We start from the raw sequence: 22,622 nt of genomic DNA, 5'->3' as shown, positions 1-22,622 counted from the left end.
ATGCTGCGCTAATACAGTGTAGGGTACTCGATTCGCACCCCGAGCTGGCGCAAACTATTAACGAAGTCGGCGGCGCTGTCCGCAGATTCCAGCAGAGCGCCCACCTCGTCCTGCCCGAGTCTTTTTGTGTCGTCGAGTGCCACGCAGGCAGTACCAGAGTTGGCTCCCTCGGCCTCACCGATGCGGAAGGTCAGCGACTGCCAGGACGCCGCCAAGACATCCTCCCCGAACTTTCGGGTGGCGTGGCCGCGCAGGTAGGCGCGGGTATCCGCGGGCGGCGTTTCCGCTGCAGCAGCAATCTCTTCCTCGCTGACCAAGGTACGCATCTGCCCCTTGCGCACGAGCGCATGGTAGAGGGACTTTGCCGGATCGATGTCGGTGTACTGCAGATCGATCAGCGCCAGCTTCGGATCATCGGCCGCCACGCCGCGGTCCAGGTAGCCCTTAATCAAGCGGTATTTTGCTACCCAATCCAGCAGGTGGGCGGCCTTGAGCGGGTTGTCGGCCAGAAGCTCGACAACCTCGTCCCAGACGGTGAGTACCTTTTCATCCGCTTCGGAGGCGGCGGTAACCCTTTCCCGGTAGATGGCCAAGATGTCGAGGGCGGTGAGGCGGCGGCCGTCGTGAAGCTTAAGCTGATGGGTCAAGGTAAGGTCGCGGCTCACCCGCTGCACCTCCTCCACCGGTTCCATAAGGCGCATGTCACTAAAGTCCACGCCGCTCTCGATGGCATCGAGTACTAGCGAGGTCATGCCTAGCTTGAGCAGCGTCGAGGTGTGGGACATCGTGGCGTCACCGATGATGACGTGCAGGCGGCCGAAGTCCTCGGCCACCGCGTGTGGCTCGTCGCGGGTGTTAATGATGCCGCGGTTGAGGGTGGTTTCTAGGGAGATTTCCTGCTCGATGTAGTCCGCGCGCTGCGAAATCTGGAAACCTGGCTCCTCTCCATCGACGCCCACACCCATGCGGCCGGCACCGGTGACCACTTGGCGGGCAACGAAGAAAGGAATCAGCCCCTGGGCAATATCATCGAAGTCGGTGTTCCGAGAGTACTGGTAATTCTCGTGGCTGCCATAGGAAGCCCCCTTGCCGTCCACATTGTTCTTGTAAAACTTCAGCCGCGGGCAGGGATCGTGTGTGGCCAACACGGACGTGCCCTGCGCGGTCAGCGATGCTACGGCCTCCCCTGCACGGCGCAGGATGAGGTCACCGGCGGCGTCGTAAAGCATCGCATCCCAGGCATTCGTGCACTCCGGTGAGGAGTATTCGGGGTGGGCGTGGTCGACGTAGAAACGCGCGCCATTGGCGGTCACCACGTTGGCCACACCCAGCGCGTTCGGGTCCACCACCGGCACGGTGTGGTAGCGCTTGAGATCGAAGCCGCGGCTATCGCGCAGCGGGTGCTCCTCCCGAAAATCCCAGCGGGAGCGCGCGCCGGTATGCAGGGCGGCATAAGCCACAACAGCATGGGTGGAGGTCACGATCGGTGACAGCGCCGGGTTGGACGGCGTGGAGATTCCATATTCAGTTTCGGTTCCTAGAACACGGCTCATGGCTACACTCCCATCAATTCGACCCCGGTGACATGCGCGCCAGCGGAGGTACCAGCGACGATCTTTGCCCACTCTTCCGGGTTGGCGGAGGTGGGGACGTATTCCGATTCAGCCTGTTCCGCGGCTATAGCCTCGTGAAGGTGCGCTGCGGTTATGCCGTTGGACTTCGCCCCATCGGTGGCAGTGGCTGCGTCCAACGCTTCCTTGATCGCCAGCTTCTTGGCACGGGAGACGATGTTGGCGATCATTGCGCCGGACACGAAGTCCCGGTAGTGCAGCACACGCGGATCCGCGTTAGCGAAGTGGAGTTTGACGAACGGCCGCTCGGCGTAGAGATCGTCGACCGCGGTATCGATGAGCTGGGAAAGGTCACCCTCGTGCGGGACTGATTCCGGAAAGTGGCGCGCAAAGATTTCCCGCGCGCCCTGCTTGGTCGGGCGGTTGACGCGAATCTTGATGTCGAGGCGCCCTGGGCGCATGATGGCGGGGTCGATGAGTTCCTCGCGGTTGGTGGCGCCGATGACGATGACGTTGCTGAGCTTCTCCACACCGTCCAGCTCCGTCAGCAGCTGCGGGACGACGGTGGTCTCCATATCGGAGGACACACCGGAGCCACGCGTGCGGAAGATGGATTCCATCTCATCGAAAAAGATGATGACCGGGCGCTGGCTGCCATCCTCGGTGGGCTCGGAAGCAAGCTCGCGGGCGCGTTCGAAGATGAGGCGGATGCGGCGCTCAGTCTCGCCTACGAATTTATTGAGCAGTTCTGGGCCCTTCACATTGAGGAAGTAGCTGGGGGCACTAGCTCCCAGCGACGCGGACAGCGAATGCGCTACCGCCTTGGCGATGAGCGTCTTTCCGCAGCCTGGCGGGCCGTAGAGCAGCACGCCCTTGGGCGGCTGGAGATCGTACTGGCGGTAGAGCTCCGGGTGCAGGAAAGGCAGCTCGACGGAGTCACGGATGAGGGAGATCTGCTCGTCCAAACCGCCGATGTCTTCGTAGGAGACGTCAGGAACCTCCTCCAGCGTGAGCTGCGCTACCTCAGTCTTGTGCACGCGCTCGGTGGCAACACCAGATTTGGGCTCGACCAAGAGGGTATCGCCGGCGCGCACGGTATCCCGCAACGCTGCGGCGAGGAGAATAACCTGCTCTTCACCAGAGGAATTAATGACCACGGCGCGGTCGGTGCCGAGACGCTCCTGTAGCGTGGCCAACGCGCCCGTATTTACCGGTGCGCAGGCCTCCACGACGACGAAGCCCTCGCCCAAGCGCACCTGCTGCCCTACTTTCAGGGAGCCGGGCTCGAGGTTCGGCGAAATCTTGACCCGCATGGCTCGGCCATTGGTATAAACCTCAGCGTCGCGGCGCGAATCGTGCGCACGCCCGGAATAGCCCAGAAAGACACCGTATGTGGAGGCGGGCTCCGCAAGGGCGTCAACCTCCGCGAGCATCTGCTGAAGCTTCGTGCGAGCATCCTTCAACAGGGCAGCAAGCTTGGCATTGCGTTCAGCGAGCTGCTCTATCTGGCGACGCTGCTGGCCAAGTTCCTGGGAATGAGTGGCATCGTTCATAGATCCCACCCTAGCGCGCAGCAACCCACGATTAGTGTGAAAGGGTTTACTTTCGGGCGCGGCGCTGCGGGCGGGGTGGCGTGACGCCGTCGGCAAGCCGGCGTGTCCAGATCAGAAACGCTGTGTGCGCGTTCATGCGGTGCTCCGGGCGGGTGGCCAAGCCCTCCACCTTCCATTCGCGCACGAGGGACTCCCAGGCCCGCGGCTCCGTAAAGCACTTCAGCTCGCGGATTCCCTCCATCACCTTCATCAGCTGCGGCACGGTGGCGACATAGGTCATGAAAACGCCGCCCGGGATGAGGATATCGCGCACCTTCTCGAGGTGCTCCCAGGGCTCGAGCATGTCCAGGATGACGCGGTCCACCGGGCCACCCAGATCCTCGACGGTGACATCGGCCAAGTCCCCCAGACGCGGGCTCCACCATTCGGGCTGCTTACCGAAGTATTCGGTGACGTTGTCCACGGCGTATTCCAGGTGATCATCGCGCACCTCATAGGAGAAAACGTGGCCTTCCGGCCCCACGGCGCGCAACAGCGTCATCGAGAGAGCGCCGGAACCGGCGCCGGCCTCGAGCACGCGTGCGCCCATGAAGATATCGCCTTCGACCAGAATCTGCGCGGAGTCTTTGGGATAAATCACCGCGGCACCCCGTGGCATCGACAGGACATGGTCCACCATGAGGTGGCGAAACAAGAGGAAGGAGCTGCCCAGAGTCGAATCGATGACGGAGCCTTCATCCATGCCGACGACATCATCGTGGTTGATGATGCCCTTGTGCGAATGGAACTGGCCTCCCTCCTCGAGGACGATGGTGTAGTGACGCCGCTTGGCATCGGTGAGCTGCACGCGGTCGCCGTAGCGGAAGGGGCCAGAATAAGCCATGGCGTGGGTACCTTTCACATAGTTTGGGTGGCTAGGATTAACCCACCAAGTATGCCTCAAGGGCGTTACCAAGCCATAGTTGGTCGCGCTCGCCCACCAGCTCGCGGGCTGAGTGCATCGAGAGCATCGGCACTCCCACGTCGACGGTGGGAATACCCAAGCGGGTGGCGGAAATCGGCCCGATAGTGGAGCCGCAGGGCACGTCGTTATTGCCTACGAAGCGCTGGTAGGGCACCTCGGCGCGGCGGCAGGCAGATTCCCACAGGGCCACGGTGTTGGCGTCGGAAGCGTAGCGCTGGTTGCCGTTGATCTTGGTCACCGGCCCCTGGCCGATGATCGGGTGGTGGGTGGGATCGTGCTTTTCCGCGTAGTTCGGGTGCACGGAGTGGGCGGCATCGGCCGACACACAGCTGGAGCGCGCGAACATTTGGAAGCGCTGCTCCTCATTGGCGCCAAGCGCCCGAGCGGTGCGGGTAAGGATATCCCCCAGAATCGGCCCACCCGCGCCATAGCGCGAAGAGGAGCCAACTTCTTCATGGTCGAAGGCCGCCATGACGAGGATGTCCTTGTGCTCAATCGAGTCGGCGTTGCGGGCAGCGGCGAGAAGGGCACGCAGGGAGGCGTGGACGGAAGAGAGGTTATCCATGCGTCCAGCAGCGATGAGCTTTTCGCCGGCGCCAAAGACTTCACCGCGCTGGGCATCGGCGGTAATGAGGTTGAAGGAAGCGATGTCTTCTGGGGCAACGCCGAGTTGCTTGCCGACGACCCCCATCACCGACGTCTCCGGTGTACCTACGGAGAGCACCGGCTGCATGTGGCGCTGGCGATCCGGCTTGAACTCATCCTTGCGGTAGAGGTGGATAGCCAGCGAAGGCAAGCGCAGCAAAGGCCCGGTATTGACCAAGTGGCGTGTGCCATCGTTCAGAATTACTTGGCCGCCGACGGTGAGCTCACGGTCGAACCAGCTGTGGAGAAGCACACCGCCATAGACTTCCACGGCCGCCTGCTGCCAACCGGCGGAGTCGAAATCTGGGGTGGGCTTGAGAGCAAGACCGGGCGAATCAGTATGGGAGCCGATAATCCGGAAGCCGGAGTCCGGGCTCGCGCCCTCGGGGACAAACCATGCCATGACCGCACCACCCCGGACCATGACGTGGCCGCCCGGTTCGGCTGACCACTCGGCGGACTCATCCTGGCGGCTAAAACCCGCCTCAACGAGTCTGCGCGCTACCTCCTCAGCTGCGTGGTAGGAGGACGGGCTGGCGGCGATGAAATCGAGAAAATCTTGCGTAGTGCTCATGCTTCCAGCTTGCCACGGACTGCCGGGTGATGCCGGAAGGACTGTGGGTGCCTATACGCTAGGCTGAGAAACATTATGCCGAAACGACTAGCCCTCTCCCCTTCCCGCGCCTCCGATTACAAGCAGTGCCCGCTGCTCTATCGCTTCCGGGCCATCGACAAGCTCCCCGAGCCCAAGACGAAGGCACAGGTCAAGGGAACGCTGGTCCACGCCGTCCTGGAAAAGATGCACCAGCTACCCCGCGAGGAGCGGGAGTACCCGGTGGCGGTGAAGATGATTAAGCCCGAATGGGCAGTGATGATTGAATCCGATCCCGAGCTACGCGAATTAGTCCCAGAACAGGAAGAACTCGACTTCTTCGTCGAAGCACGTGAACTCATCAAGGGCTACTTCCAGATGGAAAACCCGCAAGGTTTCGACGCCCATGAGTGCGAGATGTACGTCGATACCGTCTTGCCGAACGGTGTTCCTGTCCGCGGGTTCATTGACCGCGTAGACGTTGCCCCCACTGGCGAGGTGCGCGTGGTGGACTATAAGACCGGAAAGAAGCCGCTCCCCCGTTATTCCCAGGACGCGCAGTTCCAGATGAAATTCTACGCATTGGTGTACTGGCGGCTGCTTGGCACGATCCCCACGCAGTTGCGGCTGATGTACCTCAAGGTACTGGACTCTATGTTCCTCACGCCGGGACCGGAGGAACTGGAATACTTCGAGCGCGACCTAGGCGAGCTCTGGGCCAAAATCGAAGGCGATGGCAAGGCCGGAGACTTTAGGCCGAAGACTTCAAAGCTGTGCGGTTGGTGCTCGTTCCAAGACCTCTGCCCGGCGTTTGGCGGAACGCCACCCGAGTATCCCGGGTGGCCCGACCAGACCGCGTAGATTGCGCTGCGTAGACCGCACGGCGGCTTAGAACAAGCCGGAGATCGATCCGTCAGCGGCAACGTCGATGTTGTTTGCCGCGGGCTTCTTCGGCAGGCCCGGCATGGTCATGACGTCACCGGTTAGGGCAACGATGAAACCAGCGCCGGTGCGCGGCTGAAGTTCGCGGACGTGGAGGACGTGGCCTTCCGGAGCGCCGAGCTGGCTGGGATCATCGGAGAAGGAGTACTGGGTCTTAGAGATAACGACGGGGAACTTCTCCCAGCCGTTGTCCTTGATGTACTTGAGATCCTTGAGCGCCTTGGAGGAATACTCGACGCGTTCTGCGCGGTAAATTTCCGTGGCGATGGTCTCGATGGATGCCTCGATACCATCGGCGGGATCGTAAAGCTGGTGAGAGGAGCCTTCGGAGAGGCTGTCCAAAAGGCGCTCAGCTAGCGCGGTGGCGCCGGCGCCTCCCTTGGCCCACACCTCTGCTTCCTCGAGCGCGACGTCAAAGTCTGCCGCCCACTGGCGCATGAACTCGCGCTCGGCATCGGTATCGCTGCCGAAGAGGTTGAGGGCCACCACTGGGGTCAGACCAAACTTGCGGAGGTTCTCCACGTGGCGCTCCAGGTTGACCACACCCTTCTTCAACGCTTCCAGGTTTTCCGTAGTCAGTTCCTCACGTGGCTGGCCACCGTTGTACTTCTGGGAACGGATTGTCGCCACGACGACGGCGCCGGCGACATCGAGGTCACCGAAGCGGGACTTGACGTCGAGGAATTTTTCACCGCCGAGATCCGCGCCGAACCCTGCCTCCGTAAGAACGATATCGCCGAAGCGCATCGCGGTTTGGGTAGCGAGGAGCGTGTTGCAGCCGTGAGCGATGTTGGCAAATGGTCCGCCGTGGACGAAGGCCGGGGTTCCGCCGAGAGTTTGCACCAAGTTGGGGTTGAGTGCATCGCGCATCAGTGCCGTCAGCGCGCCTTCTGCCCCCAACTCGCGCGCAGTGACCGGCTTCTGGTCATAGGTGTAGCCCACGGTGATGTCGCCAAGGCGCTTCTTCAGGTCTGCCAAGTCAGTGGCGAGTCCCAGGATGGCCATGATTTCGGATGCCGCGGTAATGGTGAAACCGGTCTCCCCCGGTACACCGTGGGCCGGGCCGCCAAGACCGGTGACGACATTGCGCAGCGCGCGGTCGTTGACGTCGATACAGCGCTGCCAGGTGATGCGACGCGGATCGATGTTGAGAGCGTTGCCTTGGTGGATGTGGTTATCGATGATGGCGGCCAAGGTATTGGTCGCCGCAGAGATGGCGTGGAAGTCACCCGTGAAGTGGAGGTTGATGTCCTCCATGGGAACAACCTGGGAGTAGCCGCCTCCAGCGGCGCCTCCCTTAATGCCCATGACGGGGCCCTGGGAGGGCTCGCGCAGTGCCACGATAGCCTTCTTCCCCAGCTGGGTGAGGGCATCGGTCAAACCGATAAGGACAGTGGATTTGCCCTCACCTGCTGGAGTCGGCGAGACACCAGTAACGAGGACGAGCTTGCCGTTGGCGGGTGTATCCCCAACTTGGGTGATATCTACCTTGGCTTTATTCTGCCCATAAGGGATAAGAGCGGGCGCCGGGATACCGGCGCGGGCAGCAATATCAGTGATGGGTTCGAGCTGGTGGGCTTGAGCGATCTCAACATCAGAAGGTTGCGTAGTCATGCCCACCAGCTTAGCGTGCTAAAGAAGTGTCTTGAGCAAAATCAAATAATTTTTTGATAATGCTAGAGAACGACTGCGCCGATGGCGTAGCACAGGAGGACCGACAAGGCGATGCTCACAGTGCCAGGAATGATGAACGGGTGGTTGAAGACAGCCTTTCCGATGCGGGTCGAGCCAGTGTCATCCATTTCAACGGCCGCCAACAGGGTCGGGTACGTCGGCAGAATGAACAGAGCGGATACCGCGGGGAAGGCAGCGACAGCGGTCAGCGGGTTGACGCCAAGGGCCAGGGCCGCAGGCATGAGAGCCTTGGTGGTGGCTGCCTGGGAGTACAGCAGCGCCGCAGCAAAGAAGAGCACGATGGCCAGCAACCATGGGGCGGATTCGATGACGGACCCGGAAATGGCCTGGATGTCCTCCATGTAGTGGTTAATCAGCGTGGTGCCCAACCAGGCCACACCAAGCACACAGATACAGGCAGACATGCCAGACTTGAACACTGGGGTGTTGAGTACATCGCCAGCGGAGATCTTGGTGATCATGACGATGAGGGTTGCAGCGGTAAGCATCACCGTCATGATGGCTTCGTTACGGGGCAGAGTCGGCTCTTCGATGAGTCCTACCTGGGAGGAGGTCAGGGTGGCCCACAGCATAACGATGACGATGGCAACCAGGAAGATGATCACGGAGGTCTTGGCGCCCTGCACCGGGCTGTAGTTGTGGGAGCCCTGTGGCATCTTTACCAGGCCTTGGGCCTTGCGTTCTTGGTAAACGGGATCATCTTCGAGCTCAGCGCCTGCTCGGTTGGCAATCCAGGCGGCAGGGAAAATGGAGAGGAACGTCGCAGGAATGAGCACGGCGAGGATCTGCAAATAGCCCACGCCCATGGGCTCCAACAGGGAGGCCAGCAAGATTACGGCCGCAGAGATGGGTGAGGCGCAGATGGCCATCTGCGAGGCAACAACCGCGATGGACAACGGGCGTGAGGGGCGGACCTTGCCTTCCTTGGCGACCTCGACGATAACCGGGAGCGTGGAAAAAGCGGTGTGTCCAGTGCCTGCCAGAACGGTCATCAGCCACGTGACGACCGGGGCATAGAACGTGATCTTCTTCGGGTTTTTACGAAGGAATCTCTCTGCCAGGTAGACCAGATAGTCCATGCCGCCGGCGCGCTGCATGGCAGCGATGGCCGCGATAACGGTCATGATGATGCCGATGACATCGAAGGGGATATCTTCGCGGGTGACGGGGACGCCGGTGAGGCCTAAAAGTAGAACGCCCAAGCCGCCGGCCATACCAATGCCGATTGAACCGATTCGGGCACCGAGATAGATCGCCGCAAGGACGATGAGGATGTGCACTACAACCATTGTGTAACTCCAATATGTGCAGTTGAACTGCAGTATGGGTGGTAATTCGCGCGGCGGTCAGAACACGACCATGGCGCGAGAACTGACAGTTTTTATTCTTCCCTATTGGTGTGGCTTTAGCGAGTATTCAGGCCCGATTGTGTCCGTTTCCACAAAAGTGCGCACCGACGGCTCGGTCTCGAGAGAGGGCGTGATACCTGGTGTGGTTGAAAACGGGCACACGCCCGCGCCGCCATCATTGAGGCAGCGCGGACGTGTGTTGTACAGCATGAGCGATTCGCTCTCGCTAGTGCTGGGCGACGATTTATTCGTCGATGTACAGCTGGCCGCGGAACTCCGGGTGCATGAGGTTTTCCACGGACAGAACCTTGTTGAGGGTTTCCTCGTCGAGCAGGCCCTTCTCCAGAACCAGTTCCTTGACTCCCTTGCCGGTCTTCAGGGACTCCTTGGCAATGAGGTCACCGTTGTGGTGGCCGATGAACGGGTTCAGGTAGGTGACGATACCGATGGAGTTCTCCACATAAGCACGGCAGACGTCAGCGTTGGCGGTGATGCCCACGACGCACTTCTCACGCAGGGTGTCGACGGCGTTGCCCATGATGCGGATGGACTGGAACAGTGCCTCACCGATCACCGGCTCCATGACGTTGAGCTGCAGCTGGCCTGCCTCAGCGGCCATGGTGACGACGTGGTCGTTGCCGAAGATCTTGAAGCAGACCTGGTTGACAACCTCCGGAATAACCGGGTTGACCTTACCCGGCATGATGGAGGAACCAGCCTGACGCGGCGGCAGGTTGATTTCGGCCAGGCCAGCGCGGGGGCCAGACGACAGCAGGCGCAGGTCATTACAGATCTTGGCCAGCTTCATTGCTGCACGCTTGATGGTGGAGTGCAGCAGTACGTAAGCGCCACAGTCAGAGGTTGCCTCAATGAGATCGCGGGCGGTCTTAATCTCCAGACCAGTGACCTCGGACAATGCGGCGGTGACCTGGTGGCGGTAGCCGGCCGGGGTATTCACGCCGGTACCGATAGCGGTTGCGCCGAGGTTGATCTCCAGCAGACGCTTCTGGGCGTCACGCAGGATGGCCTGCTCTTCCGCAAGGTTGTGCGCGAAGGCCTTGAATTCATCACCAAGGGTCATCGGAACGGCATCCTGCAGCTGGGTGCGGCCCATCTTTAGGATGTCAACGAACTCGTTGCCCTTGGCGTGGAATGCTGCCTGCAGGGTATCGATGCGCTCGATGAGGTCTTCCATGGCGTAGTAGATGCCCAAGCGGAAGCCGGTGGGGTATGCGTCATTGGTGGACTGGGACATGTTGACATCATCGTTCGGGTTGATGACGTCGTAGGAACCCTTTTCCTCACCGAGGTACTCGAGTGCCAGGTTGGCTACAACCTCGTTGGTGTTCATGTTGAGGGAGGTACCAGCGCCACCCTGGAAGACATCCAGCGGGAACTGGTCCATGCAGCGGCCCTCTTCCAGGATCTGGTCACAAGCCCAGATGATTGCCTCTGCCTTCTTCTTAGGAAGGACGTGCAGACGGCGGTTAGCCATCGCGGTAGCCTTCTTGACCTGCACCATACCGCGGATGAAATCCGGGATGGTGTTGATGGTCACGTAGGAAATCTGGAAGTTCTCGATAGCGCGCAGCGTATGAACGCCGTAGTACGCATCGCTCGGAACCTCTACGGAGCCGAGAAGATCAGTCTCAGTACGCGTCTTTTTGCTGGACGGGGACTTCGGAGCCTTGTTGGTGGCTTTTTCCTCGACCTGGGACTTCACGTCCTTGGTCTCCTTGGCCTCCGGCTGAGCATCCTTCTTAGTTGTCTTTGCCATCGGGGCTGACTCCTTGCATAAAAATCGAAGAACGATGATGGTCAGCCCCCATCGTAGCTAGGAGCGCGAATAAAATGCTTGGATTCTCCCCCTAAAAGCGGGCAATTCGCAGATCCGAAGCCAAGATTGCCTCGGCGCCAAGCCCTTCCAGCGCGTCCATCACCTGATTAGCCTGCTTGCGGGGCACCATGACGCGCACAGCCACCCACCCTTCGCGTGCCAGTGGTGAGATGGTGGGACCAGTCAAGCCGGGGGTCACAGCTTCGACGTCTGGGAGCTTCTCTTCCGCCACGTTGTAATCGAGCATGACATAGTGGCGGGCGTTGAGGATTCCGCGAATGCGGCTGAGCACAACGTTCTCTTCGGCCGTGACTTCTTCGCCCTCGCGCTTGATCACGACCGCCTCGGAAGAAACGATGGGTTCGCCAAAGGGCTTAAGCCCTTGCTGACGCAGGGTAGTTCCCGTTGAGACAACATCTGCGATCACGTCTGCGACACCGAGGTGAATCGAAATCTCTACCGCTCCGTCGAGGCGAATGACGTCAGCCTCAATTCCATTCGCGCTGAGGTGATTGCGCACAACGTTAGGGTACGAAGTGGCGATGCGCTTGCCCTGGAGCTTCGGAACATCCCACTGCTCCCCCGCTGGTGCTGCGTAGCGGAACGTCGAGGCGCCAAAACCGAGGTCCAAGACTTCGTTGAATTTCGCGCGCGAATCGAGAGCCAAGTCGCGGCCAGTAATCCCGAGATCAAGGACACCCTGCGCGACATAAATGGCGATATCTTTCGGACGCAGGAAGAAGAACTCGACGCCGTTGTCCTCATCCACTACGTTCAACGATTTATTGTGACCACGGCCCTTATATCCTGCTTCCTTGAGGATCTCCAGAGCGGCCTCGGACAGAGAGCCTTTGTTAGGGACGGCGATTTTGATCATGAGTGTGCGGTGCTTTCTACGGTGATTGCGCTGGTTGTTGAAACTGCTGGAAGCCCTCGTACTGGGCGGCCGATTAGAGGTAGGTGTAAATATCCTCGAGCTTCAGGCCACGCTTGTGGGCCATGACTTGGAGCCAGTACAGCAGCTGCGACATCTCCTCGGCGAGCTCTTCATCGGACTGATATTCTGCGGCAATCCACACTTCGCCAGCCTCTTCGATGATTTTCTTGCCCAGGTGGTGGATCCCTTTGTCAAAAGCTTCCACGGTGCCGGAGCCTTCAGGGCGCTCGGCGATTTTCTGGGACAATTCCTCAAACAGGCTCTCAAAATTCTTCACAATGGCTTATTCTTCCACACTGCTGCATAAAATGCTTCCTCCCTAGCCGAAATCCCGACGGAAGGAGTCAACCGCTCCACCGCCCCGCAGCGAATCCGCGGCGGCTAGAGTGCGCGTAGGCGGTTGTACCAGTCGTGCACGTCGGAAGCTGAAGCGCCGTCGAGATGGCGGTGCTGGGTTCCGCGCAACTCAGTGATGACGGTCGCCTCCTCCGGTACCGCAACGTGGTCGCCCTCAGGCAACGCGATAACGGTGCAGCCGGCGTCGACAGCCGCGCGCATGCCGGCTGCAGAATCTTCAAAGACCAGGCAATCCTGCGGTAAGGCGCCTACCCGGCGGGCAGCTTCGGCATACATGTCCGGAGCGGGCTTGCCCCGCGGGACTTCGTCACCGCAAATCGTGTCCACGAAGTAGTGTCGGCCTAAAGACGCGATCGCGGAGTCCGCCACGTAACGTTCGGTATTCGTGGTCACCATCATGGGCACACCCAACTCCTTGAGCTCACCAAGCAGCTCCGGAATACCCGGGAAAATCTCGAGGTGTTCGGCGAAAAGGGACTTGACATAGTCGAACATGAGCCGGCGGTACTTTTCGGTATCTCCCGGCTGAAGCACGACGCCCGCCTTATCGGCGCAGATGGCTAAGGTGTCCTCGAACGTGGCACCTACCGTGGCTAACCGCTCCGTCGGCGTTAGCCGGCGTCCCAGCGTTTCGGAGAGGTGGAAGGTGGCTTGCTCCCAAAGGGGCTCGGAATTAGTAAGGGTGCCATCCATATCCCAGAAGATCGCTGCGGGACGGGTAGCACCTGCAGCCTGCTCGCTATCAGTCAATTAAAAATCCAGTTCCGGTAGCTGTCCCAAGGCATCGTCATCCGCGCCGGTGGCCGCCGAGGCAGAGTGGATAAGCTCCGTGAGCTCCTCCTTTTCCTCCGGCTCCAGCACTGCGTCAGCATTCTTTCGGTTGAAGGCGGCGAGTTTCTCCACGGAGGGGCGCACCGCTGCACTCAACAGCCCACCTTCCGGATCATCGGGCAGCTTATCCAGATCATCGAGGAAGGACTCGAGGATGTTGCGAAGATCCGGGAGCACCGTTGCATCGAACGGTGCCTCCCAGAACTCCTTTTCCTCTTCCTTGAGGTAATCCCCGGTGGCAAAGGACTCGAGGTTGGACATGAACTCATCTACGGTGGGCTGGAATTCGGCGCGAATCGTCATGAGCTAAATCATGCCTGAAGTTGTCTAGAGGCGCACGCCCAGCAGAGAATTAAGTGCAGTGCGCAGCAAGCTGGACGCCTCCTCATCCGGAGCAGCATCCTGCAGTGCCTTATCTGCCCATTGATCGATGACCTCAAGGGCACGTGGCGTATCGAGGTCGTCGGCCAAGGCACGACGTACGTGGTGCACGACCTCCTTGACTTCCCCCACGTTGCCTGCCGTGCGGGAAGCCGCCCGCCAGCGCTCCAGCCGCTCCTGCGCGGTGTTCAGGACCGCATCGGACCAGTCACGGTCGGCTCGATAGTGGCCGGCGAAGACACCGAGACGGATGGCCGAAGGGTCGACGCCAGCCTCGACGAGCTTGTGGACGAACACCAGGTTGCCCAATGACTTCGACATCTTGGTGCCGTCCAAGCCGATCATGCCGGTATGCACATAGGACTGGGCCATCCGCTCCACACCCAACGCTGCTTCCGCATGGGCCGCGGAGAATTCGTGGTGCGGGAACTTCAGATCCGATCCGCCGCCCTGGATATCAAAGCTGGACCCGAGCCGGTTGGTCGCGATGGCGGAACACTCGATGTGCCAGCCCGGACGCCCCGGGCCAAACGGAGATTCCCAGGCGGGTTCGCCCTCGCGGTGGGCGCGCCAAATGAGCGCATCCAAAGGATCCCGCTTGCCGGGACGGTCCGGGTCACCGCCGCGCTCGGCAAAGAAGGTCTCCATCTGCTCGCGGGAATAATTCGACTCGTAGCCGAAGTTCTTCGTGGCCTCGATGGAAGCGTAGATATCCGGGAACTCAGGATCGTCGACAACGTAGGCTGCATCGGCGTCGAGAAGCGCCTGCACCATGACCGTAATCTCGTCGATGGCCTCCATCGCTCCGACGAAGTGCTGAGGCGGAAACACGGAGAGCAGCTCCATGTCCGAGCGGAAAAGATTGATCTGCGAGGTGCCCAGTTCGCGCCAATCCACACCGTCGCGCTCAGCGCGCTCGAAGAGCGGATCATCCACGTCGGTGATGTTCTGGGCGTAATTCACGGTGTAGCCGTTATCCAGCAATTGGCGGCAAATCAGATCAAACGTGAGATAGGTCGCTGCATGGCCCAGGTGAGTGGAATCATAAGGGGTAATGCCACAGACATACATCGTGGCGGTCTCCCCCTTGATGTTGAGCTTCTTTACCTCTTCATCAGCGGAATCATAGAGGTGAAGCGGCGACGGGACGCCAGGGACGGAATCGATGTGCGGGACGGGCCAAGATTGCATGGGCACCATCCTAACGTGTGACCCCACCGCCGCGGGCGCATGGCCGGTTAGGGGGCAAGAACCCCGAGGCCCAGCAACAGCATGACGAGAAGCCCGACAGGAATGCGGTAGGCCGCAAACCATTCGAAGGAGTGGCTGCCCACGAACTTCAGCAGCCACGCAATAGACGCATAGCCGACGACGAACGCGATGAGCGTGCCGACGAGCAGCTGGGCGCCGGTGGCAGACTGCCCCACGGTGGGGCCGAAGGCGTCGCCAAGCGAAAACAGCCCCGAAGCCATGACCGCAGGAATGGCCAAGAGGAAGCTAAAGCGCGTCGCCACCTCGCGATCCAAGCCCAAAAAGAGGCCGCCCGAAATCGTTCCTCCCGAGCGCGAGACACCTGGGATAAGTGCCAAGCACTGGCACAGGCCCATGACGATGGCATCGCGCATCGTCAGTTCCTCGAAGCTGCGTTCCTTCTTCCCTACCCTCTCGGCGATGATGAAAACGAAAGAGAAGAGCACGAGCATGGAGGCGGTAATCCACAGGTTGCGTAGGTTATCCCTAATCAGGTCCTTGCCCAGCACGCCCAGGATGCCAATGGGGATGGAACCGACGATGACCATCCATCCCATGCGGTAATCCTGGCCACGCTGGTCCTTGCGCACGAGACCTATGAACCAGCCTTTGAGGATCTGCCAAATCATTCCCGCGAAGTACACGATCACTGCCAACTCGGTGCCGAGCTGGATAACCGCAGTGAAGGAGGCGCCTGCGTCTTGGCCCCAAAACAGGGTGGACACGATGCGCAGGTGTCCGGAAGAGCTCACGGGCAGGAATTCGGTGAGGCCTTGGACGAGGGAGAGGATGATGACCTGCATCCATGTCATGGCTTCAGTTGTCGCTGTTGTAGTCACCCGCGACAGCCTACTAGCGCGGTCCATGGCTTCCGGTTTCCACCACGCTGACTGCTAGGATGAGGGATCGTGAAAATGCGTCGTGTTCTGCTTTCTTCTGCCCTTCTCACCAGCGCCTGCGCTCTTGCCGCCTGCAATCCCACGGTTGGTGTTGGCGCAGATCCCAATTCCGCGGTCTATGGCAAGGCCGAACCCGCCTCCTCCCCGGCGGCCACCAAGCCGGTGGGCAACGTCGTCCCCTTCGATGCCGTGTCGGATCTCGCCGCAGTCGGTGACGTCCTTGCAGTTCGCACCGATGAGTCACTCGCCGTAGGCACCGCCGATGACTTCTCCGAGGAGAAGGCCACCACAGTATCCGTCGATGCGAAATGTGGCGACCTGACTGCCTCCGACCAGCACTTCCTTCTCGCCTGTGGGGATAAGGTACTGGTCTTTGATCCCCAGAGGCCGGATTCCCCCCAGGAGTTAGCAGTGGATGAGGAGACGCCGGTGACGGTGGCCGCAGAGGCCTCCAGCGGCGAGGTTTTTGTGGGCTCTGGGGAGTCCACGACTATCGGGGTCTACGTGGACGGTGAACGTAGCAGCGATATCACGGTGGAAGCAGGCTCGGATCAGCTCATCTCCGTCCCCAATCCGGATGGCGCCGACGGCATCGTCCGCATCTTCAGGGAGGACTCCACAATTCAGTCGTTGGACTGGGAGAAGGATCGCGCGGGCGGACGCCTTCGCTCGGGCCAGGGCGTGGGACAGATCGCGGGCGGTGAGGGCGCCGTGGTCGTAGCTTCAGACACCGTGGGCAAACGCGTGGCCATTTACACCGCCAGCGACGTCATCCGCCTACACCAGTACGGAAACATCGACGGCACGCCGTGGGGCGTGGCCTGGGACGCAGAGCGTTCCTTGACTTGGGTGACCACCACTGACAACAATCTGTTGCACGCCTTCACCGTCGCTGCGGGTGTTCCGGAGTCCGTCGGCAGCATGGCCACGGTGGCGGACGCTCAGAACGTTGCCGTGCTTGGCGACGGCACCCTCGTCACCGCCTCAGCTAGCGGTGACGGCCTCCAGTTCATCAGCGATCCGCAACTCGACGAGACACCCCGCTAAATTTCACCATCCCGCCCCTTTTCATTTTCACTTCTTTTTAAGGACACCGCATGCAGTACTCAGCCCTTGACCGTGCCCGCCACGCGGCCTACCAGGCCGCGTTGAAGGGAATGTTCAAACTCAGCCCGGAACGCATCCACGGCATCATCAATAGCGGTCTCGCCGCGCTCCAGGTCGCCTCGCCGCTTAACCGTGCGCTGGGCAAGGTCGTACCGGTCACTGATCCGGTCCTGGCACAAGAGGTCTTTGGCGTGCGCTTCCCGCGCCCGCTGGGGCTGGCCGCAGGTTTTGATAAGAATGCGGCGGCTGCCGACGTCTGGTCCCCCATCGGCTTCGGATACGCCGAGCTCGGCACCATCACCCCGAAGGCGCAGCCGGGCAATCCAGCACCCCGACTTTTCCGGCTCAAGGCTGACAAGGCCATCTTGAATCGCATGGGCTTTAACAACGAGGGCGCGCTGGCGGCTGCCCGCAACCTACGCAAGCGCCGCTCTAACGATGTCGTGGGCATCAACATCGGTAAGAACAAAGTCACTGAAGCTGAGCATGCGGTGGATGACTACCGCCAATGCGCCTCAGTGTTAGGGGATCTGGCCGATTATGTCGTGGTCAACGTCTCCTCCCCTAATACCCCGGGCCTGCGCGACCTGCAGGCGGTGGAATCCCTGCGCCCCATTATGGAGGCCGTGGTGGAATCGACGTCCTCGCCGGTCTTGGTGAAGATTGCACCGGACCTCAGCGATGAGGATATTGATGCCGTAGCTGATATGGCCGTAGAGGTTGGACTAGCAGGCATTGTGGCCACAAATACCACCATCTCACGCGAGGGGTTGGTAACCCCGTCTGAGGAGGTCGCGGCGATGGGAGCCGGCGGCGTGTCCGGCCCTCCGGTGGCTGCGCGCTCGCTGGAGGTCCTGCAGCGCCTCCACTCCCGTGTGGGCGATAAGCTGGTTCTGATCTCGGCCGGTGGTATCTCCACCCCGGAGCAGGCGTGGGAGCGTATCACCGCAGGAGCCTCGCTGCTGCAGGGCTACACCGGCCTGATCTACGGCGGCCCGGATTGGATCCGCGACATCCACCGTGGCATTGCTCAGCAGATTCACGCTCACGGCTTGAGCAACATCTCGGAGGCTGTAGGTTCCGGCCTGGAATGGGCGGACTAGACCGCCACGGCGGTCCTAGCGCAAGGTGCGGCGGATAATGACCGCACACAACCCTGCTGCGACGGCGTACAGGAAGACCACGTACTGGCCCATCGTGGTGAGAACCGTGTTGGGAAGCGCCCGGCTGGCGATGATGAGGACGAGCGCCAGGACCAGGGCGATGATCTGCTCGCGGCTGCCCCGCTGATCGCGGCGTTGGGTGCTGAATGCGCCGACGAGAAGCGCCGCACCCACAATGGCCAGGCGGCGCCATGTCCATTCGAAGGTAGCTCCCCAGCCGTCGGTAAATATGGATACGAGCCCGAATAGCGCGAGCACGGCGGCCAGCAGCATGAAGGCGCCGCCCACGCGCAGGGCGGCGGGGATGTCTACTCCGTCGGTGGTGGGGTTGGTCTCCGGATTCTTACTCATTGTGATGAGTGTAATTGGCCCTTTTAGTGGGCTTCGTACCAGCCCCAGGTAACCGCACGGCCAAGCGTGTGGAAGAAGAGGTTGAAACCGAGGACCGTTGGAGTGGCGTCCGGATCAATGTCCAGTTTTTCTACGTCAACGGCGTGTACGGCGAACAAGTAGCGGTGCGGAGCATGCCCGGTTGGCGGCTGGGGTCCGTAGTAGACGCGTTGGCCGCTATCGCCTCGCAGGCTGATGACACCGTCGTGGCCGAGGTCTTCAGCAGAGCCGGCACCAGTAGGTAGCTCGCGGACATCGGCAGGAATGTTGAAAGCCGCCCAGTGCCAGAAACCTGAGCCCGTTGGTGCGTCAGGATCAAAGCAGGTGACGGCGAAGGACTTAGTTCCCTCCGGTACGTCGGACCACGACAGCTGCGGGGACACATTCTCAGGCGCGCGGAAACGCTCCGCGATCTCTGAGCCTTCCTCGATGTCAGAGGACGTCACGGTGAAGCTGGGGACATCTCCCAACGGTGCGTAAGGGTCCGGGCCCGGGAAACGAGAGTCAGTGGCGTAGTTCACGGTGGTATCTGAAGTGTTGCTAGTCATAGATCCCTTTGTACCGGAAAGCTATATTCAGCGCGCCGATTTAGGGTGCAGACGCCATATACAGGGCTTGCGGGTGCACCGTCCGGCACGCGCAAGCGCTAACGAACAACGTACTTTCACCGGTGTGTTTTCAACCCTTAAAAGTAGCGTGAAAACATGGCGTGTAGTGCTGATTTGTGAAGTGGCACCGGTTCGGGATACAGTATTCGAGTGCCCAGCCGAGAGGCTGAACAAACACCCTAGCCCGGGTGGCGGAATGGCAGACGCGCTAGCTTGAGGTGCTAGTGTCCTATTAACGGACGTGGGGGTTCAAGTCCCCCCTCGGGCACAACCGAAACCCCGTGTCTCGCACCATCGGAAAAGATGATGTGAGACACGGGGTTCCTGCTTTCGTTGGTCCGGCCGGCGGCCGCGGGCGCCCCGACTCGGAGGCCCCGCACAATCCCCTATCCCGCTGTAGTAATAGTGGGTTCCCGCTCTTCGACCACCGTGGCTTTCTTCTTCGACGTGACGTAGCTGTGTACTGCCTTGATCGCAATGGGAGCTACTGACAGCGCAATAATGAGCAGCATGATCTTCTCAATCGAGTTGGCGATGCCCGGAATATTGCCCAGAAAGACGCCGACGAGGTTCATAGAAAGCACCCAAGCCACTGCCCCGCTGACATTCCAGCCAATGAACTTCTTATAGCGCATCCCGGCCGTCCCGGCAGCCACCGGGATGAAGGTACGTACGATCGGAACGAACCGTCCCAGCACCAAAGCAAGAGGGCCGTGCTTGCGGAAAAAATTCTCCGCGGTGTTAAGGTACTCCAACTTGAGGAGCCGTGCATCCTGCTGAAACAAGCCGCGCCCGAAGCGGTGGCCAATCCAATAGCCCACTTGATCACCTGCAATAGCAGCCACGATACCCACGGTGATAAGCAGCCACAGTGAGACATGAAGATCGTGGCGCAGAATCGCGGCGGTCACCAAAAGGGAGTCTCCCGGAAGAAACGGAAAGAGCACGCCTGATTCGATGAATACAACGAGCGCAATTCCGCCAATCACCCACGGCCCGAACGCTTCGAGTAAGGTGGCCGCGTCCATATAGGACGTGAGGTTATGAAGAAAGTCCAAGATCCACTCCAAAAAGATCATCGGTGTCAGGACAGACACGACAAGAAAGCAGTGCGGATGCGCACCGCTCTTCAGTATCCTCCGCGAAGTCCATATCGTATGCACTGGATTGGGGCTTGCCAGCAAGTTGGGGCGAAACTGCCAGCCCCTCCCTAGACGGCGTTGATATCTGCTTTTATTTCCTCCCCGCTAGAGCTGGGGGCGAGTATTCTTCATGCAGCCTGAATGAGGGATCAGCAGCCTTGTAGCGCTAGGCTTGAAGCCCTATGAAAACTGGTTGGGTGCGCAGCGTCGGTGACTTCTTCGTGTCACTGGGACGATCGGCATGGCAGAGCTTTCGTCGCTGGAGCTGGAAGCGGTGGGCAGCAGTAATCGTTGCCGGCGCGGCGTTGATTGTAGGTGCCGTGCTTGTCGACGTCCCCTCGCTCGCCGTGCTGCGCTCGTGGTCGGAGCACCTTGGGCCTTGGTTCGTTGTGGCCTTTACAGGGGCCTATGTTTTCTTTACGCAGTTTCCCATCCCGCGAACTGTATGGACGCTCGCCGCTGGCCTGCTTTTCGGTCCGTGGCTGGGGTTGGCCATCTCTCTCGTGGCGCTGACCATCTCCGCTACCGTTTCCTTGCTCATTGTGCGCAGCTTGCTCGGTGAGTGGATTCGTCCGCACCTCACGCACCCAGCGGTGTACGCAATCAACGCTCGACTCGACCGGCGCGGCTGGCTGGCTGTAGCGTCACTGCGGATGGTGGCGGGAGTTCCTTTTTCCTTACTCAACTATGTCGCCGCGCTGACTCCCATTTCGGTCATGCACTTCTCCGTAGCCACGCTCATCGGCTCTATCCCCACGACCGCCATCGGCGTCTTCTTTGGGGATGCGCTCACAGGCTCCACGAGCCCCTACACCATCGTCGCCTTCCTGTTAGCGGCCGCGCTCGGGGCCGTTGGGCTCATCCTTGACACGCGTTTGCCGCTTGCCCCCGGAACGCACGGCTCGGTCAAGCGCAAGGGGTAGACTGGGCCTTGTTTCTCTCTGGAAGGAGTCCCGCACTGTGCTAGCAGTCCACGCCCGTTACCGCGGCCGCTCGGTACGCCGAGCTGATTTGGTTCAACGCTCCGCCGCTGCCTTGTCCACCCTGGAAGGCATTGGTGAATTCGAGGTTCTCGGTGTCGAGGATATCTGCGCCGTGGCCTATTCTTCTTCCGCAGTCTGCGATGTTGTGATGGCGCTGCTCGCGGACGGTGATTGGGCCATCGGCATCGGAGTTATCCCCGGCCAAGGGGCCGGTGACGCCGAAACTCGGGCGGTGGCTACCGCCGCGGTCAAAGGCTCCGCTCGTGCGGGGCACGTCTACGCCAAGGTGGATCGTCGCGGGCGGGCACAGCAAGCGCAGGATATTGCGGCGGCCTTCGCCCTTTTAGGCTTTGTCTTGAACAAGCGCACGATGGAGGGCCGCGAGGCCACCTCGCTGGTACGCGGCGGGCTGAACCAAAATGAGGCCGCTGAAGAACTGGGCATATCCAAACAGGCGATGTCCCAACGCCTGCAAGCTGCGGGCTGGGCGGCAGAGACCGCCGGCTGCCAGCTGGCGGTCAACCTCATCGACCGAGCAAATGCGGATTAGAGTAAATCCTCTTTGCTCAGCTCCGGTGTGGTGACGAAGTCCACGAGCCGCTCTACCGCACCGATCAGCGTGGAATCCAGATCCCGGAATGACGTCACGGCGTTGTAGACGCGGCTCCAGCCTTCCTTAGGGTCAGACCATCCAACACGGCGGCAGATGCCAGTCTTCCAGTCCTCTCCAAAGGGCACGTCCGGCCAGGCTCGCAGCCCGAGGCGCTCAGGTTTGACTGCTGCCCAGATATCAATGAAGGGATGCCCGGTAACGAGCACGTGCTCGCCGACCGTCTGCGTCAACCGCGTCTCCTTCGATCCTTCGACAAGGTGATCCGCCAAAACCCCTACGCGGCGTCCAGGGCCCGGCTGAAATTCGGCGAGACGTTCCTCGAGGTTGTCCAGACCTTCGAGGTATTCGACGACCACACCTTCCACGCGCAGGTCGTGGCCCCACACCTTTTCCACGATGGCGGCATCGTGGATGCCCTCGACCCAAATGCGTGATGGCGCGGCTACCTTCGCTTCCACATTTTCCACGCGGCGTGATCCTGAATTGGACTTGCGGGGTGCTTGCTTTTCGACGTAGCGGGTCAGCGTAACCGGCTGCCCCTCCAATAAAAATCCACCTTTGACGAGTTTGAAGACACGTGCGTTTCCGTGCCGATCCTCGAGCCGCACTACTGGGCCCCACACGGTCTTGTCAACGCCTAAGACCGCTCCCACAAAATCATCACCGCGAACCTCGACCACCATGCCTGGTTCTGCGGGTACCTCGGGGTACTCCGTCTTCTTGTTGCGTGCATGTCCGGCAAAAATATCGCCGCCATAGGGGTCCCGGGAATTCAAGCTCATAGCGGTCTACCCTATCGTCTACACTGTCCA

General features: G+C 60.6%; 22 protein-coding genes and 1 tRNA gene. 6 read left to right on the top strand and 17 right to left on the bottom strand.

What is annotated here, in order from left to right:
• Positions 1-8 precede the first annotated feature (8 nt).
• The 4 genes from dop to HMPREF2565_RS07120 are packed head-to-tail and all read right to left on the bottom strand — an operon-like array spanning position 9 to position 5,307.
• A complete protein-coding gene (gene dop / locus HMPREF2565_RS07135) occupies positions 9-1,553 on the bottom strand; it encodes a depupylase/deamidase Dop (RefSeq protein ID WP_070517793.1) in 1,545 nt (514 codons plus the stop codon).
• 2 nt (positions 1,554-1,555) lie between these two features.
• Complete coding sequence (gene arc, locus HMPREF2565_RS07130; protein WP_049157700.1) at positions 1,556-3,124, bottom strand: proteasome ATPase; 1,569 nt, start codon at positions 3,122-3,124, stop codon at positions 1,556-1,558.
• 46 nt (positions 3,125-3,170) lie between these two features.
• The gene (locus tag HMPREF2565_RS07125) at positions 3,171-4,007 is read right to left on the bottom strand and encodes a tRNA (adenine-N1)-methyltransferase (RefSeq protein ID WP_049157698.1); all 837 of its coding nucleotides are present in this window, start codon (positions 4,005-4,007) and stop codon (positions 3,171-3,173) included.
• Between the two features lie 37 nt (positions 4,008-4,044).
• The gene (locus HMPREF2565_RS07120; RefSeq protein WP_049157697.1) at positions 4,045-5,307 is read right to left on the bottom strand and encodes a M18 family aminopeptidase; all 1,263 of its coding nucleotides are present in this window, start codon (positions 5,305-5,307) and stop codon (positions 4,045-4,047) included.
• Between the two features lie 75 nt (positions 5,308-5,382).
• Between HMPREF2565_RS07120 and HMPREF2565_RS07115 the strand changes: the two genes are divergently transcribed.
• Complete coding sequence (locus HMPREF2565_RS07115; protein WP_049157696.1) at positions 5,383-6,186, top strand: RecB family exonuclease; 804 nt, start codon at positions 5,383-5,385, stop codon at positions 6,184-6,186.
• Between the two features lie 27 nt (positions 6,187-6,213).
• Here HMPREF2565_RS07115 and HMPREF2565_RS07110 read toward each other — a convergent pair whose 3' ends face one another.
• The 9 genes from HMPREF2565_RS07110 to HMPREF2565_RS07070 form a co-directional block, all read right to left on the bottom strand.
• Positions 6,214-7,881, bottom strand: a complete 1,668-nt coding sequence (locus HMPREF2565_RS07110; RefSeq protein ID WP_049157693.1) for a formate--tetrahydrofolate ligase — start codon at positions 7,879-7,881, stop codon at positions 6,214-6,216.
• 62 nt (positions 7,882-7,943) lie between these two features.
• Positions 7,944-9,251, bottom strand: a complete 1,308-nt coding sequence (locus tag HMPREF2565_RS07105) for an anaerobic C4-dicarboxylate transporter (protein WP_049157692.1) — start codon at positions 9,249-9,251, stop codon at positions 7,944-7,946.
• Between the two features lie 304 nt (positions 9,252-9,555).
• Entirely contained in the window at positions 9,556-11,088 is a 1,533-nt protein-coding gene (aspA, locus tag HMPREF2565_RS07100) for an aspartate ammonia-lyase (RefSeq protein WP_046649146.1), read from the bottom strand.
• Between the two features lie 91 nt (positions 11,089-11,179).
• Positions 11,180-12,025: an ATP phosphoribosyltransferase gene (gene hisG, locus HMPREF2565_RS07095; protein WP_046649145.1), complete on the bottom strand. Its 846-nt coding sequence runs from the start codon at positions 12,023-12,025 to the stop codon at positions 11,180-11,182.
• Between the two features lie 73 nt (positions 12,026-12,098).
• Positions 12,099-12,362, bottom strand: a complete 264-nt coding sequence (locus HMPREF2565_RS07090) for a phosphoribosyl-ATP diphosphatase (RefSeq protein WP_046649144.1) — start codon at positions 12,360-12,362, stop codon at positions 12,099-12,101.
• A 104-nt stretch (positions 12,363-12,466) separates the two neighbouring features.
• The gene (locus tag HMPREF2565_RS07085; protein WP_049157690.1) at positions 12,467-13,192 is read right to left on the bottom strand and encodes an HAD family hydrolase; all 726 of its coding nucleotides are present in this window, start codon (positions 13,190-13,192) and stop codon (positions 12,467-12,469) included.
• On the bottom strand, positions 13,193-13,576 hold the full coding sequence (locus HMPREF2565_RS07080) for a hypothetical protein (protein WP_049157689.1): 384 nt from the start codon (positions 13,574-13,576) through the stop codon (positions 13,193-13,195).
• 24 nt (positions 13,577-13,600) lie between these two features.
• Positions 13,601-14,845 carry a cysteine--1-D-myo-inosityl 2-amino-2-deoxy-alpha-D-glucopyranoside ligase gene (gene mshC / locus HMPREF2565_RS07075; protein WP_071407077.1) on the bottom strand — a complete coding sequence of 415 codons (1,245 nt, stop codon included), beginning with the start codon at positions 14,843-14,845 and terminating at the stop codon, positions 13,601-13,603.
• Between the two features lie 47 nt (positions 14,846-14,892).
• The gene (locus HMPREF2565_RS07070; RefSeq protein WP_232745459.1) at positions 14,893-15,717 is read right to left on the bottom strand and encodes an undecaprenyl-diphosphate phosphatase; all 825 of its coding nucleotides are present in this window, start codon (positions 15,715-15,717) and stop codon (positions 14,893-14,895) included.
• A 102-nt stretch (positions 15,718-15,819) separates the two neighbouring features.
• On the opposite strand from HMPREF2565_RS07070, the gene HMPREF2565_RS07065 reads away from it, so the two are divergent.
• Both HMPREF2565_RS07065 and HMPREF2565_RS07060 read left to right on the top strand, forming a co-directional pair.
• Entirely contained in the window at positions 15,820-16,851 is a 1,032-nt protein-coding gene (locus HMPREF2565_RS07065; protein ID WP_070517795.1) for a hypothetical protein, read from the top strand.
• A 50-nt stretch (positions 16,852-16,901) separates the two neighbouring features.
• Entirely contained in the window at positions 16,902-18,014 is a 1,113-nt protein-coding gene (locus tag HMPREF2565_RS07060) for a quinone-dependent dihydroorotate dehydrogenase (RefSeq protein ID WP_071407076.1), read from the top strand.
• Between the two features lie 15 nt (positions 18,015-18,029).
• On the opposite strand, the gene HMPREF2565_RS07055 is transcribed toward HMPREF2565_RS07060, so the two are convergent.
• Both HMPREF2565_RS07055 and HMPREF2565_RS07050 read right to left on the bottom strand, forming a co-directional pair.
• Positions 18,030-18,425 (bottom strand): hypothetical protein, encoded by a 396-nt coding sequence (locus HMPREF2565_RS07055; protein ID WP_046649137.1) that lies wholly within the window; start codon positions 18,423-18,425, stop codon positions 18,030-18,032.
• Positions 18,426-18,448: 23 nt separating this feature from the next.
• A complete protein-coding gene (locus HMPREF2565_RS07050; RefSeq protein ID WP_071407075.1) occupies positions 18,449-19,012 on the bottom strand; it encodes a YbhB/YbcL family Raf kinase inhibitor-like protein in 564 nt (187 codons plus the stop codon).
• A 242-nt stretch (positions 19,013-19,254) separates the two neighbouring features.
• On the opposite strand from HMPREF2565_RS07050, the gene HMPREF2565_RS07045 reads away from it, so the two are divergent.
• Positions 19,255-19,340 (top strand) — tRNA-Leu (locus tag HMPREF2565_RS07045).
• Positions 19,341-19,458: 118 nt separating this feature from the next.
• Here the strand turns inward: HMPREF2565_RS07045 and HMPREF2565_RS07040 are convergent.
• A complete protein-coding gene (locus HMPREF2565_RS07040) occupies positions 19,459-20,100 on the bottom strand; it encodes a DedA family protein (protein ID WP_046649180.1) in 642 nt (213 codons plus the stop codon).
• A 296-nt stretch (positions 20,101-20,396) separates the two neighbouring features.
• Here HMPREF2565_RS07040 and HMPREF2565_RS07035 point away from each other — a divergent pair, with 296 nt between their 5' ends.
• Positions 20,397-21,137, top strand: a complete 741-nt coding sequence (locus HMPREF2565_RS07035; RefSeq protein WP_071407074.1) for a TVP38/TMEM64 family protein — start codon at positions 20,397-20,399, stop codon at positions 21,135-21,137.
• Between the two features lie 37 nt (positions 21,138-21,174).
• The gene (locus HMPREF2565_RS07030; protein WP_046649134.1) at positions 21,175-21,747 is read left to right on the top strand and encodes a hypothetical protein; all 573 of its coding nucleotides are present in this window, start codon (positions 21,175-21,177) and stop codon (positions 21,745-21,747) included.
• Here the strand turns inward: HMPREF2565_RS07030 and HMPREF2565_RS07025 are convergent.
• Positions 21,744-22,592 carry a DUF3097 domain-containing protein gene (locus HMPREF2565_RS07025; protein ID WP_070547421.1) on the bottom strand — a complete coding sequence of 283 codons (849 nt, stop codon included), beginning with the start codon at positions 22,590-22,592 and terminating at the stop codon, positions 21,744-21,746. The genes HMPREF2565_RS07030 and HMPREF2565_RS07025 overlap by 4 nt on opposite strands.
• Positions 22,593-22,622 lie beyond the last annotated feature (30 nt).

Origin of the sequence: Corynebacterium sp. HMSC072A04, assembly GCF_001809235.1 — a bacterium.
Lineage (GTDB): Bacteria > Actinomycetota > Actinomycetes > Mycobacteriales > Mycobacteriaceae > Corynebacterium > Corynebacterium hiratae.
This window is presented reverse-complemented; position numbering and strand designations above follow the sequence as displayed.

Bases quoted from the DNA above. Each gene is read 5' to 3' on its own strand.
- dop (WP_070517793.1), bottom strand. From the start codon at position 1,553: ATGAGCCGTGTTCTAGGAACCGAAACTGAATATGGAATCTCCACGCCG.
- arc (WP_049157700.1), bottom strand. From the start codon at position 3,124: ATGAACGATGCCACTCATTCCCAGGAACTTGGCCAGCAGCGTCGCCAG.
- HMPREF2565_RS07125 (WP_049157698.1), bottom strand. From the start codon at position 4,007: ATGGCTTATTCTGGCCCCTTCCGCTACGGCGACCGCGTGCAGCTCACC.
- HMPREF2565_RS07120 (WP_049157697.1), bottom strand. From the start codon at position 5,307: ATGAGCACTACGCAAGATTTTCTCGATTTCATCGCCGCCAGCCCGTCC.
- HMPREF2565_RS07115 (WP_049157696.1), top strand. From the start codon at position 5,383: ATGCCGAAACGACTAGCCCTCTCCCCTTCCCGCGCCTCCGATTACAAG.
- HMPREF2565_RS07110 (WP_049157693.1), bottom strand. From the start codon at position 7,881: ATGACTACGCAACCTTCTGATGTTGAGATCGCTCAAGCCCACCAGCTC.
- HMPREF2565_RS07105 (WP_049157692.1), bottom strand. From the start codon at position 9,251: ATGGTTGTAGTGCACATCCTCATCGTCCTTGCGGCGATCTATCTCGGT.
- aspA (WP_046649146.1), bottom strand. From the start codon at position 11,088: ATGGCAAAGACAACTAAGAAGGATGCTCAGCCGGAGGCCAAGGAGACC.
- hisG (WP_046649145.1), bottom strand. From the start codon at position 12,025: ATGATCAAAATCGCCGTCCCTAACAAAGGCTCTCTGTCCGAGGCCGCT.
- HMPREF2565_RS07080 (WP_049157689.1), bottom strand. From the start codon at position 13,576: ATGACGATTCGCGCCGAATTCCAGCCCACCGTAGATGAGTTCATGTCC.
- mshC (WP_071407077.1), bottom strand. From the start codon at position 14,845: ATGCAATCTTGGCCCGTCCCGCACATCGATTCCGTCCCTGGCGTCCCG.
- HMPREF2565_RS07070 (WP_232745459.1), bottom strand. From the start codon at position 15,717: ATGACATGGATGCAGGTCATCATCCTCTCCCTCGTCCAAGGCCTCACC.
- HMPREF2565_RS07065 (WP_070517795.1), top strand. From the start codon at position 15,820: ATGCGTCGTGTTCTGCTTTCTTCTGCCCTTCTCACCAGCGCCTGCGCT.
- HMPREF2565_RS07060 (WP_071407076.1), top strand. From the start codon at position 16,902: ATGCAGTACTCAGCCCTTGACCGTGCCCGCCACGCGGCCTACCAGGCC.
- HMPREF2565_RS07055 (WP_046649137.1), bottom strand. From the start codon at position 18,425: ATGAGTAAGAATCCGGAGACCAACCCCACCACCGACGGAGTAGACATC.
- HMPREF2565_RS07050 (WP_071407075.1), bottom strand. From the start codon at position 19,012: ATGACTAGCAACACTTCAGATACCACCGTGAACTACGCCACTGACTCT.
- HMPREF2565_RS07040 (WP_046649180.1), bottom strand. From the start codon at position 20,100: ATGGACGCGGCCACCTTACTCGAAGCGTTCGGGCCGTGGGTGATTGGC.
- HMPREF2565_RS07035 (WP_071407074.1), top strand. From the start codon at position 20,397: ATGAAAACTGGTTGGGTGCGCAGCGTCGGTGACTTCTTCGTGTCACTG.
- HMPREF2565_RS07025 (WP_070547421.1), bottom strand. From the start codon at position 22,592: ATGAGCTTGAATTCCCGGGACCCCTATGGCGGCGATATTTTTGCCGGA.